This window comes from Eubacterium sp. 14-2 (genome assembly GCF_000403845.2).
In the GTDB taxonomy this organism is placed as follows: Bacteria; Bacillota; Clostridia; order Lachnospirales; family Lachnospiraceae; genus Petralouisia.
Genome location: NZ_KE159568.1, coordinates 599,759 through 622,918, shown reverse-complemented (window position 1 = coordinate 622,918; position 23,160 = coordinate 599,759). Strand labels below are relative to the sequence as shown.

At 46.2% G+C, this 23,160-nt stretch carries 20 protein-coding genes; 18 read left to right on the top strand and 2 right to left on the bottom strand.

What is annotated here, in order from left to right:
- Positions 1 to 14: 14 nt before the first annotated feature.
- Positions 15 to 200 carry a PspC domain-containing protein gene (locus C805_RS19900; RefSeq protein WP_016215788.1) on the top strand — a complete coding sequence of 62 codons (186 nt, stop codon included), beginning with the start codon at positions 15 to 17 and terminating at the stop codon, positions 198 to 200.
- A 143-nt stretch (positions 201 to 343) separates the two neighbouring features.
- On the opposite strand, the gene C805_RS19895 is transcribed toward C805_RS19900, so the two are convergent.
- Entirely contained in the window at positions 344 to 745 is a 402-nt protein-coding gene (locus C805_RS19895; protein ID WP_016215787.1) for a bacteriohemerythrin, read from the bottom strand.
- 262 nt (positions 746 to 1,007) lie between these two features.
- Entirely contained in the window at positions 1,008 to 1,991 is a 984-nt protein-coding gene (locus C805_RS19890) for an SGNH/GDSL hydrolase family protein (protein WP_016215786.1), read from the bottom strand.
- Between the two features lie 157 nt (positions 1,992 to 2,148).
- Between C805_RS19890 and C805_RS19885 the strand changes: the two genes are divergently transcribed.
- The 17 genes from C805_RS19885 (at position 2,149) to C805_RS19810 (ending at position 23,132) form a co-directional block, all read left to right on the top strand.
- Positions 2,149 to 2,940 (top strand): mechanosensitive ion channel family protein, encoded by a 792-nt coding sequence (locus tag C805_RS19885; RefSeq protein WP_016215785.1) that lies wholly within the window; start codon positions 2,149 to 2,151, stop codon positions 2,938 to 2,940.
- Between the two features lie 62 nt (positions 2,941 to 3,002).
- A complete protein-coding gene (locus tag C805_RS26810; protein ID WP_016215784.1) occupies positions 3,003 to 3,281 on the top strand; it encodes a hypothetical protein in 279 nt (92 codons plus the stop codon).
- 301 nt (positions 3,282 to 3,582) lie between these two features.
- Positions 3,583 to 6,180 carry an ATP-dependent chaperone ClpB gene (gene clpB / locus C805_RS19875; protein WP_031201534.1) on the top strand — a complete coding sequence of 866 codons (2,598 nt, stop codon included), beginning with the start codon at positions 3,583 to 3,585 and terminating at the stop codon, positions 6,178 to 6,180.
- Positions 6,181 to 6,381: 201 nt separating this feature from the next.
- Complete coding sequence (locus C805_RS19870) at positions 6,382 to 7,737, top strand: MATE family efflux transporter (protein ID WP_016215782.1); 1,356 nt, start codon at positions 6,382 to 6,384, stop codon at positions 7,735 to 7,737.
- A gap of 20 nt (positions 7,738 to 7,757) precedes the next feature.
- A complete protein-coding gene (locus C805_RS19865; protein ID WP_016215781.1) occupies positions 7,758 to 8,306 on the top strand; it encodes a hypothetical protein in 549 nt (182 codons plus the stop codon).
- A gap of 359 nt (positions 8,307 to 8,665) precedes the next feature.
- On the top strand, positions 8,666 to 10,993 hold the full coding sequence (locus C805_RS19860) for an ABC transporter substrate-binding protein (RefSeq protein WP_016215780.1): 2,328 nt from the start codon (positions 8,666 to 8,668) through the stop codon (positions 10,991 to 10,993).
- Between the two features lie 78 nt (positions 10,994 to 11,071).
- On the top strand, positions 11,072 to 12,058 hold the full coding sequence (locus tag C805_RS19855; protein ID WP_016215779.1) for an ABC transporter permease: 987 nt from the start codon (positions 11,072 to 11,074) through the stop codon (positions 12,056 to 12,058).
- A gap of 17 nt (positions 12,059 to 12,075) precedes the next feature.
- A complete protein-coding gene (locus C805_RS19850) occupies positions 12,076 to 13,626 on the top strand; it encodes an ABC transporter permease (protein ID WP_016215778.1) in 1,551 nt (516 codons plus the stop codon).
- Positions 13,627 to 13,778: 152 nt separating this feature from the next.
- Positions 13,779 to 14,789 (top strand): ABC transporter ATP-binding protein, encoded by a 1,011-nt coding sequence (locus C805_RS19845; RefSeq protein ID WP_371197679.1) that lies wholly within the window; start codon positions 13,779 to 13,781, stop codon positions 14,787 to 14,789.
- Entirely contained in the window at positions 14,790 to 15,812 is a 1,023-nt protein-coding gene (locus tag C805_RS19840; protein WP_016215776.1) for an ABC transporter ATP-binding protein, read from the top strand.
- A gap of 50 nt (positions 15,813 to 15,862) precedes the next feature.
- Entirely contained in the window at positions 15,863 to 16,063 is a 201-nt protein-coding gene (locus C805_RS19835) for a hypothetical protein (protein ID WP_016215775.1), read from the top strand.
- A 199-nt stretch (positions 16,064 to 16,262) separates the two neighbouring features.
- On the top strand, positions 16,263 to 17,081 hold the full coding sequence (locus C805_RS19830; RefSeq protein WP_371197678.1) for a KilA-N domain-containing protein: 819 nt from the start codon (positions 16,263 to 16,265) through the stop codon (positions 17,079 to 17,081).
- Between the two features lie 467 nt (positions 17,082 to 17,548).
- Positions 17,549 to 17,908 carry a GntR family transcriptional regulator gene (locus C805_RS0106220; RefSeq protein WP_371197677.1) on the top strand — a complete coding sequence of 120 codons (360 nt, stop codon included), beginning with the start codon at positions 17,549 to 17,551 and terminating at the stop codon, positions 17,906 to 17,908.
- A gap of 3 nt (positions 17,909 to 17,911) precedes the next feature.
- Positions 17,912 to 19,330 carry a hypothetical protein gene (locus C805_RS19825; protein ID WP_016215772.1) on the top strand — a complete coding sequence of 473 codons (1,419 nt, stop codon included), beginning with the start codon at positions 17,912 to 17,914 and terminating at the stop codon, positions 19,328 to 19,330.
- 91 nt (positions 19,331 to 19,421) lie between these two features.
- Positions 19,422 to 20,249, top strand: a complete 828-nt coding sequence (locus tag C805_RS19820) for a polysaccharide deacetylase family protein (protein WP_016215771.1) — start codon at positions 19,422 to 19,424, stop codon at positions 20,247 to 20,249.
- Between the two features lie 61 nt (positions 20,250 to 20,310).
- Positions 20,311 to 21,639 (top strand): replication-associated recombination protein A, encoded by a 1,329-nt coding sequence (locus C805_RS19815; protein ID WP_016215770.1) that lies wholly within the window; start codon positions 20,311 to 20,313, stop codon positions 21,637 to 21,639.
- A 194-nt stretch (positions 21,640 to 21,833) separates the two neighbouring features.
- Positions 21,834 to 23,132, top strand: coding sequence for an aspartate aminotransferase type Ic (locus C805_RS19810; RefSeq protein WP_016215769.1), 1,299 nt, complete (start codon positions 21,834 to 21,836; stop codon positions 23,130 to 23,132).
- Positions 23,133 to 23,160 lie beyond the last annotated feature (28 nt).

Sequence of the window (23,160 nt, the reverse complement as noted above, 5' to 3'; positions counted from 1 at the left end):
AAGAGGGAATGAATATGGAACCGAAAAGATTATATAAGTCACGAAAAAACAGAGTAATCTGCGGTGTATGCGGGGGTATTGGAGAATATTTTAACATAGACCCCACGATTGTCCGCCTGCTGCTTGTGCTGTTGGGCTGTACCACAACCGGGATCTTTGTGTATCTGATTGCGGCGGTCATCATGCCGGAAGAGATGTAACAGAATGTAAACGAAAAAAGGATGGCGGATTATCTTCTGAAACCGCCATCCTTTTTTATCATACAGGAAAGACCCTGTTACACTAACGTGTGAAAGCATTCCCTATAAAATAAAAACAAATATGCGCGCTCGTGCAAATGGTATTATTTCGGTACATAGAGCATATCCACCTGCATGATATGGGTAACCAGCCAGTTGGTCAGAAATCCCAGAAGTTCTTCTACTGTGTCATTCTGGCTGTTGAAGTCATCTCCCAGGGAATCCAGATCGAATTCCATCAGCTTATCTTCAAATTTACGGTGGAGGCTCATGTGATCTTTCAATCCTGCGTAGTTTATGCTTTTCTGGTATTCCTCTTCATGAGCAAAGTGAGTTCTGGTATAGTTAATCAACTCGGAAATCAGGTGAATCAGGCTGTCAGTTTTGTCCTGGATAAAATCATCGTTCAGTAACTGATACGTTTCTTCTGCCAGTTCAAACAGCCTTGTGTGCTCTTTGTCGATAGCTGCGATACCAGTATAGTATTCTGGTTTCATTTCGTACATAATTTCATCTCCTTGACATAATGTAATGGCTGGCAGAATTCTGATATGTAAACAGAATCCTGCTCAGCGCTAACTATTATTCTACTTCCATTTTCTGGAAGAATCAAGATGGCAGAGAGATAAAATGTAAAAATTTTGCATTTGTTCTGGTTTTCTGTATAATTTCCATTTTCTTACCGATAAAGTACAGGCTGCCAGGGAGCAGAGGAAAAGAAACCGGTATCTGATTTTATCGGGATGATCAGCTGACACTGCCGCAGGATTAGTTTGTCAGGAATCCGGCTGCAAGTTCCTGAAGCTGTGCGGCTGTTTCACTGTCCAGATCTGCAGTGTAGCTGCAGCCTGCAGGAGATTCCTGGAAAATTACCGCATATGCGGTGCATGCTGCCAGATAGGAGCCTGCGGGCGAAGGATGCATACCGTCTTCTGCCCAGAGCTCAATCTGAGGATATTGCTCCAGACTGCGCATAAAACCGATTCCTCCTGGAATCAGAAGGCTGTTCAGATTTTCGGCAACTGCCATGGTGTTCTCTGCCAGAACAGACTGTACCAGTTCAGGGCTCATAATGCCGGCTCCGTCTTTGGGAGTCCAGGTCATAAGCAGTGCGGTCTGTCCTCCGGCAGCGCGGATTTTTTCATCCAGAGCAGCAGCGGCGGGCAGCATGTTTTCTTCCGCATAAGAAAATGCGTCGTTTGTATTTTCCTGCAAAATCACAAAATCCCAGTTTTCATCCGTCAGTTTCTGATTCAGGGCTGCGCCCAGCTCATCGGAAGTGTCTGCAAACTGTGTCAGTGTATAATATCCTTCGGAAAGCTCCTGTACTTCACACTGGCGTCCCATTCCTATGACCACTTCTTTGAACATGTCCGGTAAATTGTTGGTAAAAGTGTGGCTGTTGCCTGCAAACAGAATGCGGGGATTTTCCCCTGCCGCCGGGTCAGGCACTTTTAAATCAAAGGTCTGGCTGAAGTCAAAGTCTTCTTCTGATGAACTGGAATCTTCTGATGCAGAAGTTTCATAATCTGAGTTTTCCGGTGAAGAATCTTCCGATTCTGTGGCAGAACTGTCTGTTTCTTCCGAAACTTCCGGAGCGGACGGTTCAGAGGAGGCTGTGTTTTTTTCCGGAGCAGAACATCCTCCCACAAAAAGTCCCAGGATAAGCAGAAAACAGCACAGAACGGTTCCTGCCCTGTTTTTACGTTTTTCAGCTGAAAAAAAGTCTGTTTTGAAAATATTTTGTTTCATGGTTTTATTCACCCTTCCATAAAATGTAATTAAAGATTGAAGACGGGCCTTCTGACAGGTATAATATAACCTGATAGAAAAGCCGATGCCCGTGCTGACATTATACCACAGGGGCCAGGGTGCTGCAATCGGACAGGATTCATGATGGGAGGAAAGTATGCATTTTTTAGTGAAAATAGGTTTATTTATAGGGGTTGGGCTGGCCCTGAATCAGCTGGTGAACCTGATTTACAGAATCGTATCAAAAAAGACAAATGCCATCCATCTGCGGTTTTTAAAAAGTATTTTCAATGTAATGATTGATGTTGTGATCATTTACAGTCTGGTTCAGCAGTTTGAAATCACGAAGGATATCAGTAAAGCTCTGCTCCAGAGCGGTACCCTGATTGTGGCCATTGCAACTTTTGCCGCCCAGCAGGCTCTGGCAAATGTCATAAGCGGCATTTCTGTCTCAGCATCCAGGCCTTATAATGTAAATGAAAAAATAAGGGTGCTTCAGGGCGGGACGGTACTTGCGGAAGGTATGGTAACAGATGTTACCATACGTCATACGGTAATCCGGCAGTTTAACGGGGAATGCTGCATTGTGCCCAATTCCATTATGGATTCAGCAGTGATTATCAATACTAATTTTACGGAAAATGTGGGAAACTTTATAGAAATTACAGTATCTTATGACACAGACATTGAAAAAGCCGTAGCTGTCATGAAAAAAATATGTGAGGAACATGAACTGACCATAGAAACAGAGAAGAGCAGCGTTACTGTCAGCGGTTATACGCCGGATGGCCTTACACTGAAAACGACCATCTGGACCAGAAATCTGAATGACAGTTTTAAAGCCTGCAGTGATATCAGGATTGCCCTGGTGGAGGGATTCAGAGAGAACAGTATTGAGATTCCCTATCAGACGGTCACAGTACATTACACGAAAGAGGTTGCACCATGATTTAAACCAGTATCCTGTTTCCGGTTATATAAGCTGATTATTTTGTATATAATGGAGCATTTGTGGTTGATAATGTGACGGAGGAAATTCTGATAGCAAATATTCGTACTAATACAGTAAACGCGGTTACTGACTTAAAATCAGGCAATCTTTTCTATATTACCTGTATTGATAAGCCGCACAAACTTAAACCATTGTATGAAAAATATAAGGGTATGTTTCATTGCGTGTATCAGACTGAAATGTATACAAACGAACAATGGCTGGAGATTATGCCAGGAAGATGGCGTTGCTCATTGGCTTGCCCGGAATTTTGTTTCATAAATCAAACAGAATATTGAATGAAGAATGAAACCAGATATGGAAGTTGTGATTTCTTTTTGCCTGTTGGCATTATGGCATATGCAAAAACTTATTTCAATATTCTTTGTAATTAATTTTAGCACTCACCTCTTGACAGTGCTAACAACAAGTGATATTGTTATACATGAAATAGAACAGAAAAGAAAAGCAGCTTTTCCCTGCATGGCAGGAAGGCTGTTTATCCATACTATTACTCCGGAGGTTAATATCGTAACATTTATCTGCCTGGTCTGTCTGATATTTACCTGCCGAAGTAATGTGAGGGAAGGAGGAACCCTTATGAATATACAGAAATTTACGCAGAAATCAATCGAAGCCATCAATGGCTGTGAGAAACTGGCATACGAATACGGCAATCAGGAAATTGAACAGGAGCATTTTCTGGTATCTCTGCTTTTGCAGGAGGATGGCCTGATTCCCAAACTGATTGAGAAAATGGAAATCAATCTGGAGCATTTTACGGAAAATGCAAAAAATCATCTGGCAAAACGGGTGAAAGTATCCGGCGGTCAGGTATATATGGGGCAGAATCTCAATAAGGTGCTGGTCAGCGCTGAAGATGAGGCCCGGAAAATGGGAGATGAATATGTGTCGGTGGAGCATCTGTTCCTGACGCTGCTGAAATATCCCAACCAGGCATTGAAAGAAATGTTCCGGGAATACGGGATTACCAGAGAACGGTTCCTGCAGGCCCTTGCCACCGTACGGGGGAATCAGAGAGTGGTTTCTGACAATCCGGAAGCTACCTATGACACACTGGCAAAATACGGATATGATATGGTGGAACGGGCCAGAGAGCAGAAACTGGATCCGGTCATTGGCCGGGACAATGAGATTCGGAATGTGGTGCGTATTCTGTCCCGGAAGACCAAAAACAATCCGGTGCTGATAGGAGAGCCCGGCGTTGGTAAAACCGCTGTGGTGGAAGGACTGGCTCAGCGGATTGTCCGGGGCGATGTGCCGGAAGGACTGAAAGACAAGCGGCTGTTTGCGCTGGATATGGGTGCGCTGGTGGCAGGAGCCAAATACCGCGGTGAATTTGAAGAGCGGTTAAAGGCGGTACTGGATGAAATCAAAAGCAGCGACGGTCAGGTCATTCTGTTTATTGACGAGTTGCACACTATTGTGGGAGCAGGAAAAACAGACGGTGCCATGGATGCAGGCCAGCTGCTGAAACCCATGCTGGCCAGAGGTGAGCTTCACTGTATCGGAGCCACCACGCTGGATGAATACCGGGAATATATTGAGAAGGACGCGGCGCTGGAGCGGAGATTCCAGCCGGTACTGGTGGCAGAGCCCACAGTGGAAGATACCATTTCCATTCTGAGGGGGCTGAAAGACCGGTACGAGGTATTTCACGGTGTGAAAATTACGGATTCTGCCCTGGTATCGGCGGCGACGCTGTCCAATCGTTATATCAGTGACCGTTTCCTGCCGGATAAAGCCATTGACCTGGTGGACGAGGCCTGTGCTCTGATTAAAACAGAACTGGATTCCATGCCCACAGAGCTGGATGAACTGCAGCGGCGGGTGATGCAGATGGAAATTGAGGAAGCCGCCCTGAAAAAGGAAGAAGACCGGCTCAGCAAAGACCGCCTGGAAACTCTGCAGAAAGAGCTGGCAGATCTGAAAAATGAATTTCAGTCCCGGAAAGCCCAGTGGGACAATGAAAAAAGCTCTGTGGAAAAAGTACAGAAGCTCCGGGAGGAACTGGAAGCCCTTAACAAGGAAATTGCCATGGCACAGCAGAATTATGATCTGGAAAAGGCGGCGGAACTGCAGTACGGAAAAATGCCGGAGCTGAAACGACAGCTTGAGCTGGAAGAAGAGCAGGTAAAAAAGAAAGATTTAAGCCTGGTGCATGAGAATGTCAGCGAAGAGGAAATTGCGAAAATCATTTCCCGGTGGACCGGAATACCTGTGGCAAAGCTCACGGAAAGCGAGCGGAACAAGACCCTTCATCTGGATGAAGAGCTGCACAAACGCGTGATTGGCCAGGAAGAAGGCGTTACAAAAGTGACAGAGGCTATCATCCGTTCCAAAGCAGGTATCAAGGATCCCGGCAAACCCATTGGTTCTTTTCTGTTCCTTGGGCCCACCGGCGTGGGCAAAACAGAACTGGCCAAAGCACTGGCTGCCAGTCTTTTTGATGACGAGAACAACATGGTAAGGCTGGATATGAGCGAGTACATGGAGAAATACTCAGTATCCCGTCTGATCGGGGCCCCTCCCGGATATGTGGGGTATGAGGAAGGCGGACAGCTCACAGAGGCAGTGCGCCGGAAGCCCTATTCCGTGGTGCTGTTTGACGAGGTGGAGAAGGCCCATCCCGATGTGTTTAACGTACTGCTTCAGGTTCTGGACGACGGACGTATCACCGATTCCCAGGGACGTACCGTGGATTTTAAAAACACCATATTAATTATGACGTCCAACCTTGGTTCCTCCTGTCTGCTGGAAGGGATTGAAGAGAACGGGGAAATCAGGCCGGAATGTGAAACAGCAGTGATGAATGAACTTCAGAACAATTTCAGGCCGGAGTTTTTGAACCGGCTGGATGAAATTATCCTGTTTAAACCGCTGAATAAAAGTGATATTGGGAATATTATTCACCTGCTGCTGGCGGATTTAAACCGGCGTCTGGTGGACAGGGAAGTGTCTGTGGAACTGACTCAGGCCGGGCAGGAATTTGCAGTGGAGCATGGATACGATCCGGTATATGGCGCAAGGCCCCTGAAGCGTTATCTTCAGAAGACAGTGGAGACTCTTGCAGCGAAACTGATTCTGGCAGATGAGGTAAGAGCGGGAGATACCATTGTAATTGATGTGGAAAATGGTGCGCTGGTTGGCCATAGTTCCCGCACCCACCGAAACTGACCACGGAAATAAAGAACCTGCAGATTAAGGAGGCAGATTTTTAAATCCGGTTGACTTTGTTCCGGGCAGATGTAATAATATGCCCTGAGGGCAAAGGGACAGGTATCGGATACCAATCATAAATGCCTGCAGGGATTCAGGTGTCAGAAGAGTGATTCTGACATCTGAATCTCCTGCAGACAATCGGGCGGTGGTAAGTATATGGAGCAGAAATATGATCTGACAGAAGGAAATATTATACGGACAGTGCTGTTTTTTTCCCTGCCCTTTCTGGGAGCCAATCTGATACAGGCTCTGTACGGGGCTGTGGATTTGATGATCATCGGCTGGTACTGTCCTCCGGAAGCCATTGCGGCGGTTTCCACCGGAAGCCAGGTGACCCAGATTGTTACCTGCATGATTTCCGGGCTGACTCTGGGAGCCACCGTTACCGTGGGAAAATACGCGGGACGCAAAGAGCCGGAGGAAGTGAAAAGGACCATCAGTACCAGTCTCTGCCTGTTTGTTGCAGCAGGGCTTCTGATTACAGGGCTGATGCTGGTATCTGCCGACTGGGTGCTGACCCTTCTGAAAACACCGGAAGAATCTTTCGTTTCGGCCGGAGAATATGTCCGGGTCTGCGGAGCGGGGGTAGTGTTTATCTGCGGTTATAATGGGATCAGCGCTGTTTTGCGGGGATATGGAGATTCAGGAAAACCTCTGCTGTTTGTGGCTGTGGCCGGGGCAGGCAATGTGGCCGGAGATATTTTTTTCATCCGGTATCTGAATCTGGGTGTGAAAGGCGCTGCCCTGGCAACAGTGCTGTCTCAGGGGTTCAGTATGGTATGGGCGGCAGTTTATCTGAACAGAAAAAACTTTATTTTTTCATTTCGTCTGTCAGAATTCAGGATATACAGGGAGAAGGTCAGGGAACTTCTGAGGGTGGGCATTCCCATTTCTCTGCAGGAATGTATGGTGCGCCTGTCATTTCTGTATCTTACGTCGGTGACCAATGCACTGGGAGTCGCCGCGGCTTCTGCAGTGGGGATTGCCAGTAAGTATGATATTTTTGCAATGCTGCCGGCCACTTCTGCAGCAAGCGCTCTGTCTTCTGTGGTGGCGCAGAATTACGGTGCGGGAAAATATCGGAGAATGCAGCAGGCGCTTGTGACGGGAATGGCGGCAGCGCTGCCTTTTTCTGCAGCCTTTTTTTTCTGGGCTCAGTTATGGCCAAAGACCATGATTGGCATTTTTTCAAAAGATATGGCTATCATGGAAGCGGGCATTCCATTTTTCCGTACCTGCAGCTTTGATTACATATTTGTGGTATTTGTATTTTGCATGAATGGATATCTGAATGGACGGGGGCTTACGGTATTTACCATGGTAAGCTGCTGTTTTGGCGCCCTGGCCCTGCGTATGCCTCTGATATATCTGATGTGCCGGAATATGCCAGGCAATCTTGCGCTGATTGGATGTGTGGCTCCGGCTGTGTCCGGGATTATGGCCGTATATACAGGGGTTTATGTCTGGAAACTCCGGGCTTTTCCGGTTCCGGAGAGAGTGAAACAACAGTAGTACAGGGAAGGATTCGGAATATGGCAGAGAAGAAAACAGAGAAAAAAAAGAACCGCAGAGCGTATCTGGAATCATTTCAGAAAAATCAGGAAGGAAACTATGAATACAGGGGAGAACTGTATGCCTGGCAGGGCACAGAGCAGGAAAGGCGCCGGGAACTGGCGAAACTCTGGGGCCTGTGTACTGTGCTGATGGGTTCTCTGGCAGCGGCAGGAAGTGTGGAGGCGCCGGGTTCCATCAACTGTGCCTATGTGATTCTTCCTTATGTAGTGAATCTGATTGCAGGTATCAGTGTCTGCTGGGGGCTTTGCAGGCTCAGTGCAGGAGGCAATCCGGTGAGAGCCTATGTGTGGAAGGCCAGTGTGGGGCAGATTCCCGGACGGGCCATATTTGCATGTATCTGCAGCGGGGTATCTCTGGCCGGAGAACTGATTTTTGCTGTCAGGAATGGTCTGGAAGGGAAAACAGCTGGATTTGCGGCATTTCTCCTGCTGGAGTGTGGGGTATTTACAGCTTCATTTCAGATGAGCCGGCGGCTCAGGAAACTGGAGTGGGAGAAAAATGCCTAAGAGCTCCGCTCATAGCCTGCACCGTGCGCTCATTCATGCGAGCATGATTCGCCCGGAAACAGGCGCTCCGCTCATAGCCTGCATCGTGTGCTCATTCCTGCGAGCATGATTCGCCCGGAGGCAGGCTATGGCTGAACTTAAATAAAAATATCCTGGAAATATAAGGTTCAAATTGACAAATAATCAGAAGAAATATATAATGTTTACATATTGAGTCAAAATCTATGTTAAAATAAAGCATAAGACGGCAGAACAAAGGCGCGCAAAAGGAGGGTACCCTCCTTTATGTATGTAGTTGTAACTACATACATAATATAGAAACCTGTCTGCCAGGACTCAGAAGAAAAGGAGGAAATTGTATGAAAAAAAGCAAGAAACTGCTGGCCCTGCTTTTAGGACTGGCTCTGTGCGGCAGCATGCTCACTGCCTGCCAGAAAAACGATGGCGGAAACAAACCTGCCGAAAATGACACAAAGAGCGAAAGTGATGCAAACACTGATACTGACAAAAAAGAAGAGGATGACAGTTCTGCAGAAGGCAGAACAGACGGAACCATGGTAGTGTCTGTTACCGGTTTTGAAAACAAATTCTCTCCGTTCTTTGCTCAGAATGCGGATGACATGACAGTTGGTGCAGACATGACTCAGCTTATGCTCATGTATCTGGATCGTGTGGCTAACCCGGTTCTGAACGGAATTGAGGGAGAGACAAGAGAGTACAACGGAACAGAGTACACCTATACCGGACCTTCCAATATCACTGTTACCGAGAATGAAGACGGTACTGTGACATACGAAGTGAAGATGCGTGACGACCTGGTATTTTCCGACGGAACTCCTGTTGACATAGATGATGCGATTTTCAGTCTGTATGTATATATGGACCCGTCCTATGATGGTTCCACTACTATGTATTCTCTTCCGATCAAAGGACTGGAAGCATACAGGAGCGGTATGGAAACACTGTTTAACCTGATGGTAAAAGCAGGCCGCGACAATACAGATTTTACAAACTGGGATGAAGCAACACAGACCGCATTCTGGGAAAGCCTGGATAAAGCAGGAGCAGCATTTGCACAGGAAATCGTAGATTACTGTGTGGCAGCAGGAGAATGTGCAGAAGGCGAAGTTGCCAAAGCAGGAGCAGCATGGGGCGTGGAAGGCCTTGCAGACGGAGCAACCACAGCAGATCTGTTCAATGCTCTGTGTGAAAAATATGAATGGGATATTCCTACCATGTCTGAAACTGAGACAGCAGGCTCCAGTCTGTTTGATTTGATGGAAGGCTATGAGAACTATGCAGTAGGTGTGGAAACCGGCGAATCTGCAGATTATATTGAGGGAATTGAACGTATTGATGATTATTCCATGAAAGTTACTGCTACAGAACTGGATGCTACCATGATTTATCAGTTCAATTATCCGGTTGCACCTCTTCATTACTATGGAGACGAAGCACAGTATGATTATGAGAACCACAAATTCGGATTCCCGAAAGGAGATCTGAGTATTATCCGTGACAAGACCACAACACCTGTGGGTGCAGGCCCCTATGTATTTAAAGACTCAGCAGACGGTGTTGTTTACCTGGAAGCAAACCCCAAATATTATAAAGGTGAGCCTAAGGTAAAGAACCTGAACTTAAAAGAAACAAAAGAAGCAGATATGTTAAATGGTCTTTCTACCGGAGACCTTGATATTGCAACTCCTTCCTATTCAACAGAAACCGCAAATCAGATTGCAGAACTTAACGGCGGAGATGATTCTTTTGAAGGAAGCGTAATCACAACAAAACTTATTGACTACCGCGGATATGGTTATGTGGGAATTTCTGCAGATAACGTTAAAGTTGGAAATGACCCGGCTTCTGACGCTTCCAAAAACCTGCGGAAAGCAATTGCAACTTTAATTGCTGCTTACCGTGACGAAGGAATTGATTCTTATTATGGAGATACTGCTACCGTAATTAACTATCCGATTTCCAATACTTCCTGGGCAGCTCCTCAGGTAACAGACGACGGATATACCGTAGCTTATTCCGTAGACCCGGAAGGCAACTCCATTTATACTGCTGATACAAAAGCAGAAGAAAAATATGCAGTGGCAAAAGAAACAGCTCTCAAATTCTTTGAAGCAGCAGGCTATACAGTAGCAGACGGAAAACTGACCGCAGCTCCGGAAGGTGCAAAATTAGAGTACACCGTAGATGTGGGTGGAAATGGACAGGGAGACCATCCTACTTTCCTGGTTCTGAAAAATGCAGCGGATGCTTTCGCGGAATTAGGCTTTACTTTAACTGTAAATGATATTTCAAATCCGGCAGATTTGTATGCAGCATATCAGTCCGGCGTATCTGAACTGTGGTGTGCTGCATGGCAGGCGTCCAGTGACCCGGATATGTTCCAGTTGTATCACAGTGAAGGAACTACCAACTACTACAAGGTTAATGATGAAGAACTGGATACTCTGATTATGGATGCACGTCAGTCTACCGAGCAGTCTTATCGTAAAGGACTGTACAAGGCAGCTATGGAAATCATTATGGACTGGGGTGTGGAAATACCGATTTATCAGCGTTCTGATGCATACGCAGTTTCTACCGAACGTGTGGATACTTCCAGTTTCCCAAGCGATATGACACCATATTGGAACTGGGTGAATGAAATCGAAAACATTTCCATAAAATAATACAATCACACATACTGAAAGGAACCGCTCCCATGGTGAATCGGTTCCTTTCAATCTATAGAGAGGAATGATAACCGTATGCGAAAGTACATCATTAAGAGACTGCTTTTGTCTGTGATGATTTTGTTTTGCGTTACTTTTATTATTTACTCATTGCTGCGCTGTCTGCCCGCTTCCTATGTGGAAAATATGGCCATGCAGCTGGCAATGAAACCTGGCGCAAAACCTTATGAGGAATGGCTGGCTCAGTTGAATGCATCTTACGGTCTTGATAAAAGCATCTTACCTGGCTATCTCACCTGGCTGGGAGACGCCATTCACGGAAATTTTGGTGACAGCTGGAAATATACTGTACCGGTACTTCAGAAATTTGGCGATGTAGTCTGGCTTTCCTTTATTATGGGAGCAATTGCATTTCTGCTGCAGCTTATCATCGCCATTCCCCTTGGTGTGATTGCCGCAACAAAACAGTATTCCCGTACAGATTATGCCATTACTGCAGGAGCATTGATTGGTATTTCACTGCCCACGTTCTTTTTTGCCACAATTTTAAAACTGATTTTCTCTGTAAAACTGGGCTGGTTTGACTTGTTCGGTCTGGTGGGCAGGGATTATGCACAGCTCGATGCCATGGGCCAGTTCCTGGATAAGGCAAATCATCTGGTGCTTCCCATTGCCACTATTGTTATTGTATCCATCGGTTCTCTGATGCGTTATACCCGTACGAATATGCTGGAAGTGCTGAATGCGGATTATATCAGGACTGCCAGAGCCAAAGGTCTGTCTGAAAAAACCGTTATTTATCAGCATGCATTTCGAAATACCCTGATTCCCCTGGTAACAATTGTAGGAGGCTCTCTGCCCGGCCTGTTTTCCGGAGCGCTGATTACAGAGACACTGTTTTCCATTCCGGGTATCGGATTTACCTCCTATGAGGCCATGCGGATTGGAGATATTCCATTTTCCATGTTCTACATGACTTTTATGGCGATTCTGACCCTGACGGGCAACCTGATTTCTGATATTCTGTATGCAGTGGTAGACCCGCGGGTACGTTTTGCTTAGGGAAGGGGGTAGTTGAAATGGACGATAAAAGAGATGAAGTAAATGTAAAAGATGAAGCAAATGAAGAAGTTTCCTATTCCCTGAATGACGACAGACGTGTGAAGGTTCTTTCACCGGGAGCCCTGGTGGTAAAGCGGTTTTTCAGGAACCGGCTGGCAGTTCTGGGCATGATCATGCTGCTGGTTATGTTTGTATTTTCCTTTATTGGCGGACTGATCAGCCCTTACGGGCAGGATCAGCAGTTTTATCGCTATGAAAGCCAGATGAAGGAATTTGCAGGCGTTGTGCGCAACGATGATTTCCGTTATACTGCAGCGGACGGACAGAAATTCGACAGTGTGCTGCAGGCAAAATTCCAGCTTGCATATCAGAAGAAAGAAAATACTTTTGAATATAAGGACGTTACCTACGAGGTGACTGAGGAGGGAACGGATTTCTATTCCATTTCATCCGAAGGAACCATGCTGGCGATTGCCTTTAAAGATATTGTAAATGCAGAAGGGGAGGAGATTCCCTTTGATTTGAAATTCAGTGCGCTGAAAGCCTGCACCAACGGAGAGACTTCTTTTGAGTCAGGCGGCGCTTCTTATACCCTGGATGAGGACAGCAACATTCTGGAAGGAGATACAGTCAGAGGCTATATCAGCCGGTTTGTGGTATCTCCGGTAGAGAACGGAGTGGAAATCAGCCGTACCTTCAAGGAAGAGCTGGAAGCCTCTATCAATGCAGAGGAAGAAGAATTTGTGTTTGTGGATGAAGATGGAACAGAGTACAGCTATGAAGTTACCTATGACCCCACAACCATGAACTGGTCCGTGCGCCAGGGAAAAGAGACCTATGTGTATGACAGTTATGCCAAACCGGGCAAAGCACACTGGCTGGGAACAGATACCAATGGTATGGACATGCTGACCCGTCTGATGTACGGAGGCCGGGTGTCACTGATTATCGGATTTATTGTTGTGTTTATTGAAACACTGATTGGAGTGATTCTGGGCGGACTTGCCGGATATTTCGGAAAATGGGTGGATAACCTGATTATGCGTATTGTGGATATTTTCTACTGTATTCCGTCCCTGCCTCTGATTATCATTCTGGGTTCAGCCATGGACGCCATGAAAGTAGAGCCTCAGACACGTATGTTTTATCTGATGATGATTCTCGGTTTTCTGGGATGGCCGGCTATTACCCGTCTGGTCAGGGGACAGATTTTATCCCTGCGTGAACAGGAATTCATGACTGCCACAGAAGCCTGCGGAATCCGGGTAAGCAGACGTATTTTCAAGCATCTGATTCCAAACGTTATTCCTCAGCTGATTGTAACCTGTACCATGAGTCTTGGTTCCACAATCATTATGGAAGCAACGCTGTCTTTCCTGGGAATCGGTGTAAAATTCCCCTTTGCTTCCTGGGGAAATATTATTACGGATGTCAACGATGCATACGTTATGACCCATTATTGGTTTGTGTGGATTCCCGCCGGTATCTGTCTGTTGATTGCCGTACTGGGCTTCAACTTTGTAGGTGACGGTCTGCGCGATGCGTTTGACCCGAAAATGAAACGGTAAGGGAGGAAAGAACGATGGCCAGGAAAAAATCAGAAGGATATCTCTCGGCGAAAGAATCCCGCCGGATTTCAAAAGAGAACCGTAAAATTACCGATGAATATGAAAAAAAGCGAAAACGGAAAAATGTGCCGGAATCAGAATATCTGACTACCATGCGGGATTCGGAAAATGCAGTGGAATTTGACAATCTGCATACTTATTTCTTTACAGATACCGGAGTAGTGAAAAGTGTGGACGGTGTAACCTTTGACGTTCCGATTGGAAAAACCGTAGGTGTGGTGGGAGAATCCGGATGCGGTAAATCTGTCACCAGCCTGTCACTGATGCAGCTGGTACAGCGTCCCCAGGGACAGACGGTGGAAGGAGAAATCCGCCTGAATCTGGGTGACAAAGCCTATGATGTGATCAAAACGCCTCAGGAAGTAATGCAGACTCTCCGGGGAAATTATGTTTCCATGATTTTCCAGGAGCCCATGACCAGTCTGAATCCGGTGTTCCGTATCGGCAGACAGGTGGACGAGATAAGCCTGCTTCACAATGAGGAGAAAAAGACGCCGGAAGAAATCAAAGAGCGTACCATTAAACTGCTGGAAACAGTGGGAATTGCCAACAGCAAGGGTGTATACAATATGTTCCCCCACGAGCTGTCCGGCGGTATGCGCCAGCGTGTTATGATTGCCATGGCTCTGGCATGCAATCCAAGAGTTATCATAGCAGATGAACCCACCACGGCTCTGGACGTGACGATTCAGGCGCAGATTCTGGATTTACTGCGTCAGTTAAAAGACAGTATCAATTCTTCCATTATGCTGATTACCCATGATTTGGGCGTGATTGCGGAAATGGCAGATTATGTGGTGGTTATGTATGCAGGAAGAGTAGTGGAAAAGGGAACTGCAGAGGAGATTTTTGAACATCCGTCTCATCCCTATACCATTGGCCTGATGGCTTCCAAACCGGTAGTTGGAAAACAGGTGGACAAACTTTATTCCATCCCCGGAAAAGTGCCCAATCCTGTAAATATGCCCAATTACTGCTATTTTAAGGACAGATGTGAAATGTGTGTGGAGGGCTGCAGCGGAGCATATCCGCCGGAAATCAGACTTTCCGAAACCCACAGGGTAAGCTGTTACCGGTATTCCAATGGAAAGGGGGAACAGTAAATGGCTGACAGAAAAATAACAGAAACTGCATTGGAGCCCCTGATCTATGACGACCAGTATATTCTGATGGTGAACCATCTGAAAAAATATTTTCCCATTAAGAGCGGGATGGTCTCCAGAGTGACAGGGCATGTGAAAGCTGTGGACGGCGTTACTTTTAATCTGAAACGCGGTACAACCATGGGGCTAGTGGGAGAATCCGGCTGCGGAAAAACCACTACCGGGCGAACCATTCTCCGTCTTGCCGGAGAGAAGACCGGAGGCCAGGTGCTGTTTAACGGAAAAGAAGTGTATGACTTTTCCAATGCGGAAATGCGCACCATGCGTACGAAAATGCAGATTATTTTCCAGGACCCTTTTTCCAGCCTGTCTCCCCGTCTGCCTGTTGGAGAAATTATAGGCGAGGCGGTCAGAGAACACAATCTGGTGTCAAAGGGCGAATTTAACGATTATATTGATAAAGTTATGGACAACTGCGGATTACAGCCCTTCCATAAGGAGCGGTATCCCCACGAATTTTCCGGCGGGCAGCGTCAGCGTATCTGCATTGCCCGTGCGCTGGCATTAAATCCGGAATTTATCGTCTGTGACGAGCCTGTGTCGGCGCTGGATGTGTCCATTCAGGCACAGATTATCAACCTGCTGAAAGAACTGCAGGAGCAGTATAAGCTGACCTACCTGTTTATCTCCCATGACCTGTCGGTGGTGGAACATATTTCTGATACGGTAGGCGTTATGTACCTCGGAAATCTGGTGGAGTATGGTGAAACGGAGGATATTTTTAAAAATCCCCTTCATCCTTATACAAAGGCTTTGTTTTCTGCCATTCCCGTTCCTGACCCGAAGGTGAAGAAGGAACGGATTGTACTGAAAGGTTCCATTCCCTCTCCTGCAAATCCGCCGGAAGGGTGCAAATTCCATACCCGCTGTGCCCATTGCATGGAGAAGTGCAAAAAGGAAGTTCCCGTTCAGCGTGAAGTAGAACCGGGACATTATGTGGTCTGCCATCTTTATGACAAATAGGAAACAGGTATCCCCGAACAGAATGACAGCAGAAGGAGGTGAGGTGCACAGTGACAGAACAGGAAGAACACAATGGAATTATTTATGATTCAGGAGAACGACCGGAGCAGGAACAGCCGGAGCTTCAGCTGACAAAAGAAGAGAAGCGATGGGTTGCCCTGGGAGCCCTGAAAAGCGCTCTGTTAATCGGAAGTGTGTACCTCATTGGCGGAGGTCTGCTTATAGGCCTGCTTCTGCTGGTCTGGACATAAATAAAAAGTAAACAGTTGCCAACCGTTTTCGTATTTTGCGGAGACGGTTGTTTTTTTATCTCACAGGAAGACCCAGTTACGCTAACGTTTGTCATTAATTGAAAAAGTAAAAATGATGTGATATACTTCTACATGAGTAATAAGATTTTAATCAGTGCTATATGGGAGGAGAAGGATGGGAAAAAATAAAGTAATTGTGGTGCAAAACATCAATATTACTGTTTCAGAGGAAAATTTTGATGATTATATCTGTATTACTGATATTGCAAAAGCCAAAGTTGGTGAGTCACGAGGAGCAGATGTTATAAAAAACTGGATGCGAAACAGAGCAACTTTGGAATTTTTAGGTACGTGGGAACAAATCTATAATCCTGCTTTTAAAGTAGTCGAATTCGACCACTTTAAAAATGAAGCAGGTTTACATACATTTGTACTTAGTGTTTCAGAATGGATTGAAAAAACAGAAGCGACAGGATTATTTGTGAAACGTGGAAAATATGGAGGAACATATGCGCATAAAGATATTGCATTTGAATTTGCTTCAGCGATCAGCCCTGTTTTTAAACTATATTTGATCAAAGAATTTCAAAGGCTGAAAGAAGTTGAGAATGATGCAAAGAAAATTGAGTGGGATGAAAAAAGATTTCTGTCTAAAAATAATTATCTGATTCAAACAGATGCGGTTAAAAATTACCTGATCCCATCAGAAAATTATAAAGAAAATCTGGAGTGGCTGGTATATGCAGAGGAAGCGGATATTTTGAATGTTGCATTGTTCGGATTTACGGCAAAAGCATGGAGGGATAAAAATCCTGAATTGGCAAAAAAGAATAACGTAAGAGATTTTGCTTCCATAAATGAACTTACAGTTTTGTCTAATTTGGAAACACATAACGCACAAATGATTCGTGAAGGCAGAAATAAGGAAGAAAGATTTCAGATTTTAAAGGAAATTGCAGAGTATCAGTTGCATGTTCTTAATGCGGCGGAACAGATAAAATTGATTGAGGAAAAGTGATATATAATATGACGTTTAACTACTATTTAGTCTGGATATATGTTACAAACCTGAAACTTTAAATATTTTCAAAAAGTGGTTTAAATGCAGTGTTTCAGGCACTTCCAGGAAGAAAAGGGTAGATTTTACTGCCAGTTTACTACTTTTGCTCCTATAGACGGATTGCCCGATTTTAAATCGGGTAGTCCATTTTTTATCTTATAGGAAATACCTTGTCACACTAACGTGTGAAAGCATTTCCTGTAAGAGAAAAGACAATTATGCGCGCTCGTGCGAATAGAAGATGTCGCTAAAGCGACCGCACACGGCGCAGCAAACCGTCCAGGTCTTTCATGAGTGGGGAATTCAGGGAGCCCCTGCGGACCTGTCCGCTTTGTTCTTCTATAGGAAAGACCTTGTTTTACTGCCTTATTTGTATTATAATAGATAATACAAATAAGGCAGGGGAGGTGAACGAAACTGTGATTATGAAACTGGATTTTGCCGGAAGCGTGCCCATTTATCAGCAGATCAGAGATCAGATTGTGCAGGCAGTGGCAGACGGAACCTTTAAGGATGGTGACAGACTTCCCACCATACGGGCCCTTGCCGGTGAAATCGGAGTCAATACAATGACAGTGAACAAAGCCTATCAGCTCCTGAAACAGGAAGGATATATTATTACAGACAGGCGCAGCGGAGCGGTTGTGCAATGTGCCAGAGGCAGGAAAGAGGCATTAGAGCATGAGATAGGGAAAGAGCTGGAGCTGCTGATTGCGGAAGCAAAGATTGCAGGCATATCCAGACAGGAATTTCTGGAACTCTGTGGGAAGATTTACGGGAGGTAGCTTATGACAACGAAAATTATTATGGCAGTCTGTATGCTGCCCATACTGCCCATTCTGTACGGAGCGGCCCGGTTCATCCGGAAGGAAAAGGCAGGCCTGCAGTATGGAGTTACTTTGTGGAAAGGAGCCGGAGACAGTCTTAAGGTACAGGAAATAAGAAAAAAAGAGGAAAAAGAACTGAACCGGCTGGGATTGATCAGTTTCCTTCTGTTTCTGGTGACACTGATTCCGAACCATGAGTCACTGGTGATTACCGGGCAGATGGTCTGGATGTTTCTGGTAATTGTTCTGATGTATGTGCCCTATGTCCGGGCCCATGGGAGAATGATGGAGCAGAAGCGGGAGTATCTTGCGTCATTGCCGGAGGAGGAACAGGGGCAGACCGGGAGCGGAGTTCTGGTGGATGTGACAGCGGCCGCAGTGGAGAAACCGCTCTTTTTTCGGAAAACCCTGTGGAGCGGCTGTCTGTTTGCACTGGCTCCTGCCCTGGCGGAACTGTTTCTTCCCGGTTTGAGAAATGAGGCCGATTCAGCAGACTTATGGGTCAGAGAGATGACTTTTCTGTCTCTGGGAATGGCAGCTTTGCTGTTTCCTCTGTTTCTTTATGTCTGGAATAAACAGAAAACCAGGGTGTTTACCTGCAGCAGCCGGGTTAATCTGCAGATTGCACAGGTGCGCCGGTATCACTGGAGCTGGCTCTGTGCTGCCCTGGCCTGGGGAACCGGTCTTTTTAACTGGAGTATGCTGTTTTCCTTTCATGCCCCTTCCGAACAGTTTCTTCCGGCAGCAATGACTGCCAGCCTGGTGTACGGATTAACTGCTCTGGGACTGTGCTTTTACTGCTGGAGCCTGATGGAGAAAAACAGCAGAAAATATCTGGAGCAGGAAACCATATGCCAGGAAGATGAGGATGAATACTGGATCTGGGGCATATTTTATTATAACAGAAATGATAACAGATCCATGGTGGAGGCCAGAGCCGGCCTGGGCGTTACCGGGAATATGGCGAAACCGGTTATGAAATACGGAATCTTACTGATCATGGCAGCTCTGATTCTGGGAGGGTTTATGGTTTGCAGATGGGTTATTCTGGATGAATTTACGCCTGTGTCTCTGAACTATGAGGGAGAGGTGCTGACGTCAGTTCATGTGGGAGAAAACTGCCGCATTGAAAAAAAGGATATGGAACAGGTAACACTGCTGGAGGAGGAACCGGACATCAGAAAAACCAGCGGAACCGGCATGGATACCCTGAAAAAAGGAGATTTTTACAGCAGAAGCCTGGAACAGAGCATGGAGGTGTGTCTGAATCCCCAGGAGCCGCCCTTTCTCCTGATTATGACCAGAGAGAACAGGTGGTATCTGCTGGGCAGCGGGGACGGAGCGGAAACCAGGGAGATTTACCGGAAACTGGAACAATAGCTGTCAGAAGCTGCATATCACATAAAAGCATTGATAATTTTCACCCCTGCCATCATATATTTTAAGGAAACTTCTTTGGAGTGTTCAGTAGATGAGCGGAAAAAATATCTGGAATCATATGGGGAGCAGATGGAAAAAACTGCGTTTTCGGGAAAAATGCCTCAGATTTGACCTGTTATGTCTCTGTATCATCCTGCTGTCTGTGGTATGCGGAGCCGGCAGAGGAAAGACAATACGGGAAGAATGGCAGCTGATGGCCTGGAGCCGGAATCATCAGGAATCCCAGGCTGCACAAAGTCAGGAAAATGTGGGAGAATCCCAGGGAGAGGTACCCCAGGAATCACCGGAACGTGCCGGAGACGAGAAGAAAAAGATTGCTCTTACTTTTGATGACGGGCCCCATCCCCAGTATACACCGGAAATGCTGGAGGCCCTGAAAGAGCGGAATGTAAAGGCCACGTTTTTCCTGCTGGGAGAGGAAGTGGAAAAATATCCGGAAATTGTAAAACAGATTCAGGAGGAAGGCCATCTGATCGGAAATCATTCCTATAAACATGAGCAGCTGAGCAAACTGCCCATGGAGCAGGCATGCAGCCAGGTGACCAGGACAAATGAACTGATTTATGCCATTACAGGGGTGTATCCTTCCTATCTGCGCCCGCCTTTTGGAGACTGGCATGAGAAACTGGACGGTGAGGTGAATATGGTGGAGGTACTCTGGGATGTGGATACGTTGGACTGGTCCAGCCAGAATCACAGTAATATTGTGAACCGGGCCATGAAAAATCTTCATGAAAATGATATTATACTCATGCATGACGGATATGAAACTTCAGTAACTGCTGCCATGGAAATTATAGATACCCTGCAAAGCCAGGGATATGAGTTTGTGACGGTGGATGAACTTATCTTTGAATAGCCGGAAACAGGTGACGAATAAGTCGGAAAATGGTATAATATGTACAGAGGAGGAATGCAACATGGACTTATTCGATTATATGAGGGAGCAGAATCAGGAAAAGGAAGCTCCTCTGGCAAGCCGCCTGCGGCCCGTCAGATTGGAAGAAGTGGCGGGCCAGCAGCATATTATAGGAAAAGATAAGCTGCTGTACCGGGCCATACAGGCAGACAAACTCAGCTCCGTGATTTTTTACGGGCCCCCGGGAACCGGAAAGACCACGCTGGCGAAAGTGATTGCCAATACCACCAGTGCGGAATTCACCCAGATAAATGCAACCTCCGCAGGGAAAAAGGACATGGAGGAGGTAGTAAAACAGGCAAAAGACAATCAGGGGATGTATGGGAAAAGGACAATACTGTTTATTGATGAAATTCACCGTTTCAATAAGTCCCAGCAGGATTATCTTCTGCCTTTTGTGGAGGATGGTACCGTTATTCTGATAGGAGCCACCACGGAAAATCCGTATTTTGAGGTAAACGGGGCGCTTTTGTCCCGTTCCATTATTTTTGAGTTAAAGCCTCTGGAAAAAGAAGATATCAGGAAGATTCTGCAGCGGGCTGTCACTGACCAGGAGAAGGGGATGGGAAGTTATCAGGCGGTGCTGGAAGAAGAAGCCCTTGAATTTCTGGCAGATGTGGCGAACGGGGATGCCAGAGCGGCGCTGACAGCCATAGAGCTTGGGATTCTCACTACACCCAGGGGAGAAGACGGAAAAATACACATTACCCTTGAGGCGGCTTCTGAATGTATTCAGAAACGGGTGGTTCGTTACGATAAAACAGGAGATAACCATTACGATACCATTTCTGCTTTTATCAAGAGTATGCGGGGTTCCGACCCGGATGCGGCAGTTTACTATCTGGCCAGAATGCTCTACGCCGGAGAAGATATTAAGTTTATTGCCAGACGGATTATGATATGTGCCTCCGAAGACGTGGGAAATGCAGATCCAAACGCACTGACGGTTGCCGTCAGCGCCGCCCAGGCAGTGGAACGGGTGGGAATGCCGGAAGCACAGCTTATCCTTTCCCAGGCTGTAACCTATGTGGCCAGCGCCCCCAAAAGCAATGCCTCCTGTCTGGCAATTGGGAGCGCCATGGAGGCAGTGAAAAACACCAGAACAGCTCAGGTTCCGGTACATCTGCAGGATTCTCATTACAGAGGAGCGGGAAAGCTGGGCCATGGACAGGGATATCTTTACGCCCATGATTTTCCTGACCACTATGTAAAACAGCAGTACCTTCCGGATGGGCTGACAGAAGCCTGCTTTTACGAACCAACGGAAAATGGATACGAAAAAGAGATAAAATCATGGCTGACGTATCTGAAAGAGAGACAGGAACCGTAGTGAAGTTGCCGGGGTATCTGAAAGAAAGCCAGGTACTGTGAAATCTTCTGAAAAGTCTCTGTTATGCGGACAGATGTAAATTTGTGAAAGAAAATGCTTTACAATCCGGGAAGAATGGTGCATAATAGGGAAGGTTGAGAAAAGACAGATAAATCAGATAATTTTGTAAACTGGAAATTCAGGAGGAATCAGATATGCAGTCATATCAGGAAATGAGCAGAGAAGAATTGTTAAAGGAAAAAGCGTCTTTGGAAGCAGCTTACCGCAAATATGCCAAAAGCGGGCTGAAGCTGGATATGTCCAGAGGAAAACCTTCCGCAGAGCAGTTGGATTTGTCCATGGAAATGATGAATGTATTGAACAGCAACATGGACCTGACCTGTGAAGACGGAACAGACTGCCGGAATTACGGGGTACTGGACGGGATTCAGGAAGCGAAAGTGCTTCTGGGTGACATGATTGAATGTCATCCTGACAATATTATTATTTACGGAAATTCCAGCCTGAATATTATGTACGATACAGTTTCACGGTCCATGACCCACGGTGTTATGGGAAATACCCCCTGGTGCAAGCTGGATAAAGTAAAGTTTCTGTGTCCGGTACCGGGATATGACAGACATTTTACCATAACGGAATATTTCGGTATAGAGATGATTAATGTGCCCATGCTGCCCACCGGACCCGATATGGATATGGTGGAGGATCTTGTGAGCAAAGATGAAGCCATTAAGGCAATCTGGTGTGTTCCGAAATACTCAAATCCTCAGGGAATCACCTATTCTGATGAAACGGTACGCCGCTTTGCAAGACTGAAACCGGCGGCCAAAGATTTTCGTATTTACTGGGATAACGCTTATGGCGTTCATCATCTATATGATATTGATCAGGATAACCTGGTGGAAATTCTGGCAGAATGCAAACGTGCAGGCAATCCGGACATGGTTTATAAATTCTGCTCCACCTCCAAAATCAGTTTTCCTGGTTCCGGTGTGGCGGCAATTGCGGCATCTGCCAATAACCTGGTGGAAATCCGGGAACAGATGCGGGTGGCAACCATCGGCCATGACAAGGTGAACCAGCTTCGTCATGTGAGATTTTTCGGGGATATTTACGGTATGACCGAGCATATGAGGAAACATGCGGACATCCTGCGCCCTAAATTTGAAATGATTATTGATACCTTTGAACAGGAATTGAAGGGCAGAGATGCAGGTACCTGGATTGCACCCAAAGGCGGTTACTTTATTGCGTTTGAAGCGTTAGAAGGCTGTGCAAAAGCCATTGTGGCAAAAGCGAAAAAAGCCGGAGTGACCATGACCCCTGCCGGAGCGCCTTATCCTTATGGAAAGGATCCCCGCGACACCACAATCCGTATTGCGCCTACTTATCCCACGCTGGAGGATCTGAAAATCGCAACAGATATTTTTGTAATCTGTGTTAAACTGGTAACAATTGAGAAAATGCTGGAACAGGGCTCCCGGACGTCCTGAGAAAATTCCGGCAGAAAGGATGGAAAGA

Coding starts and splice junctions, on each gene's coding strand:
- C805_RS19870 (WP_016215782.1), top strand. CDS start 6,382: ATGGAGCAGAAATATGATCTGACAGAAGGAAATATTATACGGACAGTG.
- C805_RS19895 (WP_016215787.1), bottom strand. CDS start 745: ATGTACGAAATGAAACCAGAATACTATACTGGTATCGCAGCTATCGAC.
- C805_RS19865 (WP_016215781.1), top strand. CDS start 7,758: ATGGCAGAGAAGAAAACAGAGAAAAAAAAGAACCGCAGAGCGTATCTG.
- clpB (WP_031201534.1), top strand. CDS start 3,583: ATGAATATACAGAAATTTACGCAGAAATCAATCGAAGCCATCAATGGC.
- C805_RS19855 (WP_016215779.1), top strand. CDS start 11,072: ATGCGAAAGTACATCATTAAGAGACTGCTTTTGTCTGTGATGATTTTG.
- C805_RS19825 (WP_016215772.1), top strand. CDS start 17,912: ATGACAACGAAAATTATTATGGCAGTCTGTATGCTGCCCATACTGCCC.
- C805_RS19840 (WP_016215776.1), top strand. CDS start 14,790: ATGGCTGACAGAAAAATAACAGAAACTGCATTGGAGCCCCTGATCTAT.
- C805_RS19810 (WP_016215769.1), top strand. CDS start 21,834: ATGCAGTCATATCAGGAAATGAGCAGAGAAGAATTGTTAAAGGAAAAA.
- C805_RS19900 (WP_016215788.1), top strand. CDS start 15: ATGGAACCGAAAAGATTATATAAGTCACGAAAAAACAGAGTAATCTGC.
- C805_RS19860 (WP_016215780.1), top strand. CDS start 8,666: ATGAAAAAAAGCAAGAAACTGCTGGCCCTGCTTTTAGGACTGGCTCTG.
- C805_RS19820 (WP_016215771.1), top strand. CDS start 19,422: ATGAGCGGAAAAAATATCTGGAATCATATGGGGAGCAGATGGAAAAAA.
- C805_RS0106220 (WP_371197677.1), top strand. CDS start 17,549: ATGAAACTGGATTTTGCCGGAAGCGTGCCCATTTATCAGCAGATCAGA.
- C805_RS19890 (WP_016215786.1), bottom strand. CDS start 1,991: ATGAAACAAAATATTTTCAAAACAGACTTTTTTTCAGCTGAAAAACGT.
- C805_RS19845 (WP_371197679.1), top strand. CDS start 13,779: ATGCGGGATTCGGAAAATGCAGTGGAATTTGACAATCTGCATACTTAT.
- C805_RS19815 (WP_016215770.1), top strand. CDS start 20,311: ATGGACTTATTCGATTATATGAGGGAGCAGAATCAGGAAAAGGAAGCT.
- C805_RS19885 (WP_016215785.1), top strand. CDS start 2,149: ATGCATTTTTTAGTGAAAATAGGTTTATTTATAGGGGTTGGGCTGGCC.
- C805_RS19850 (WP_016215778.1), top strand. CDS start 12,076: ATGGACGATAAAAGAGATGAAGTAAATGTAAAAGATGAAGCAAATGAA.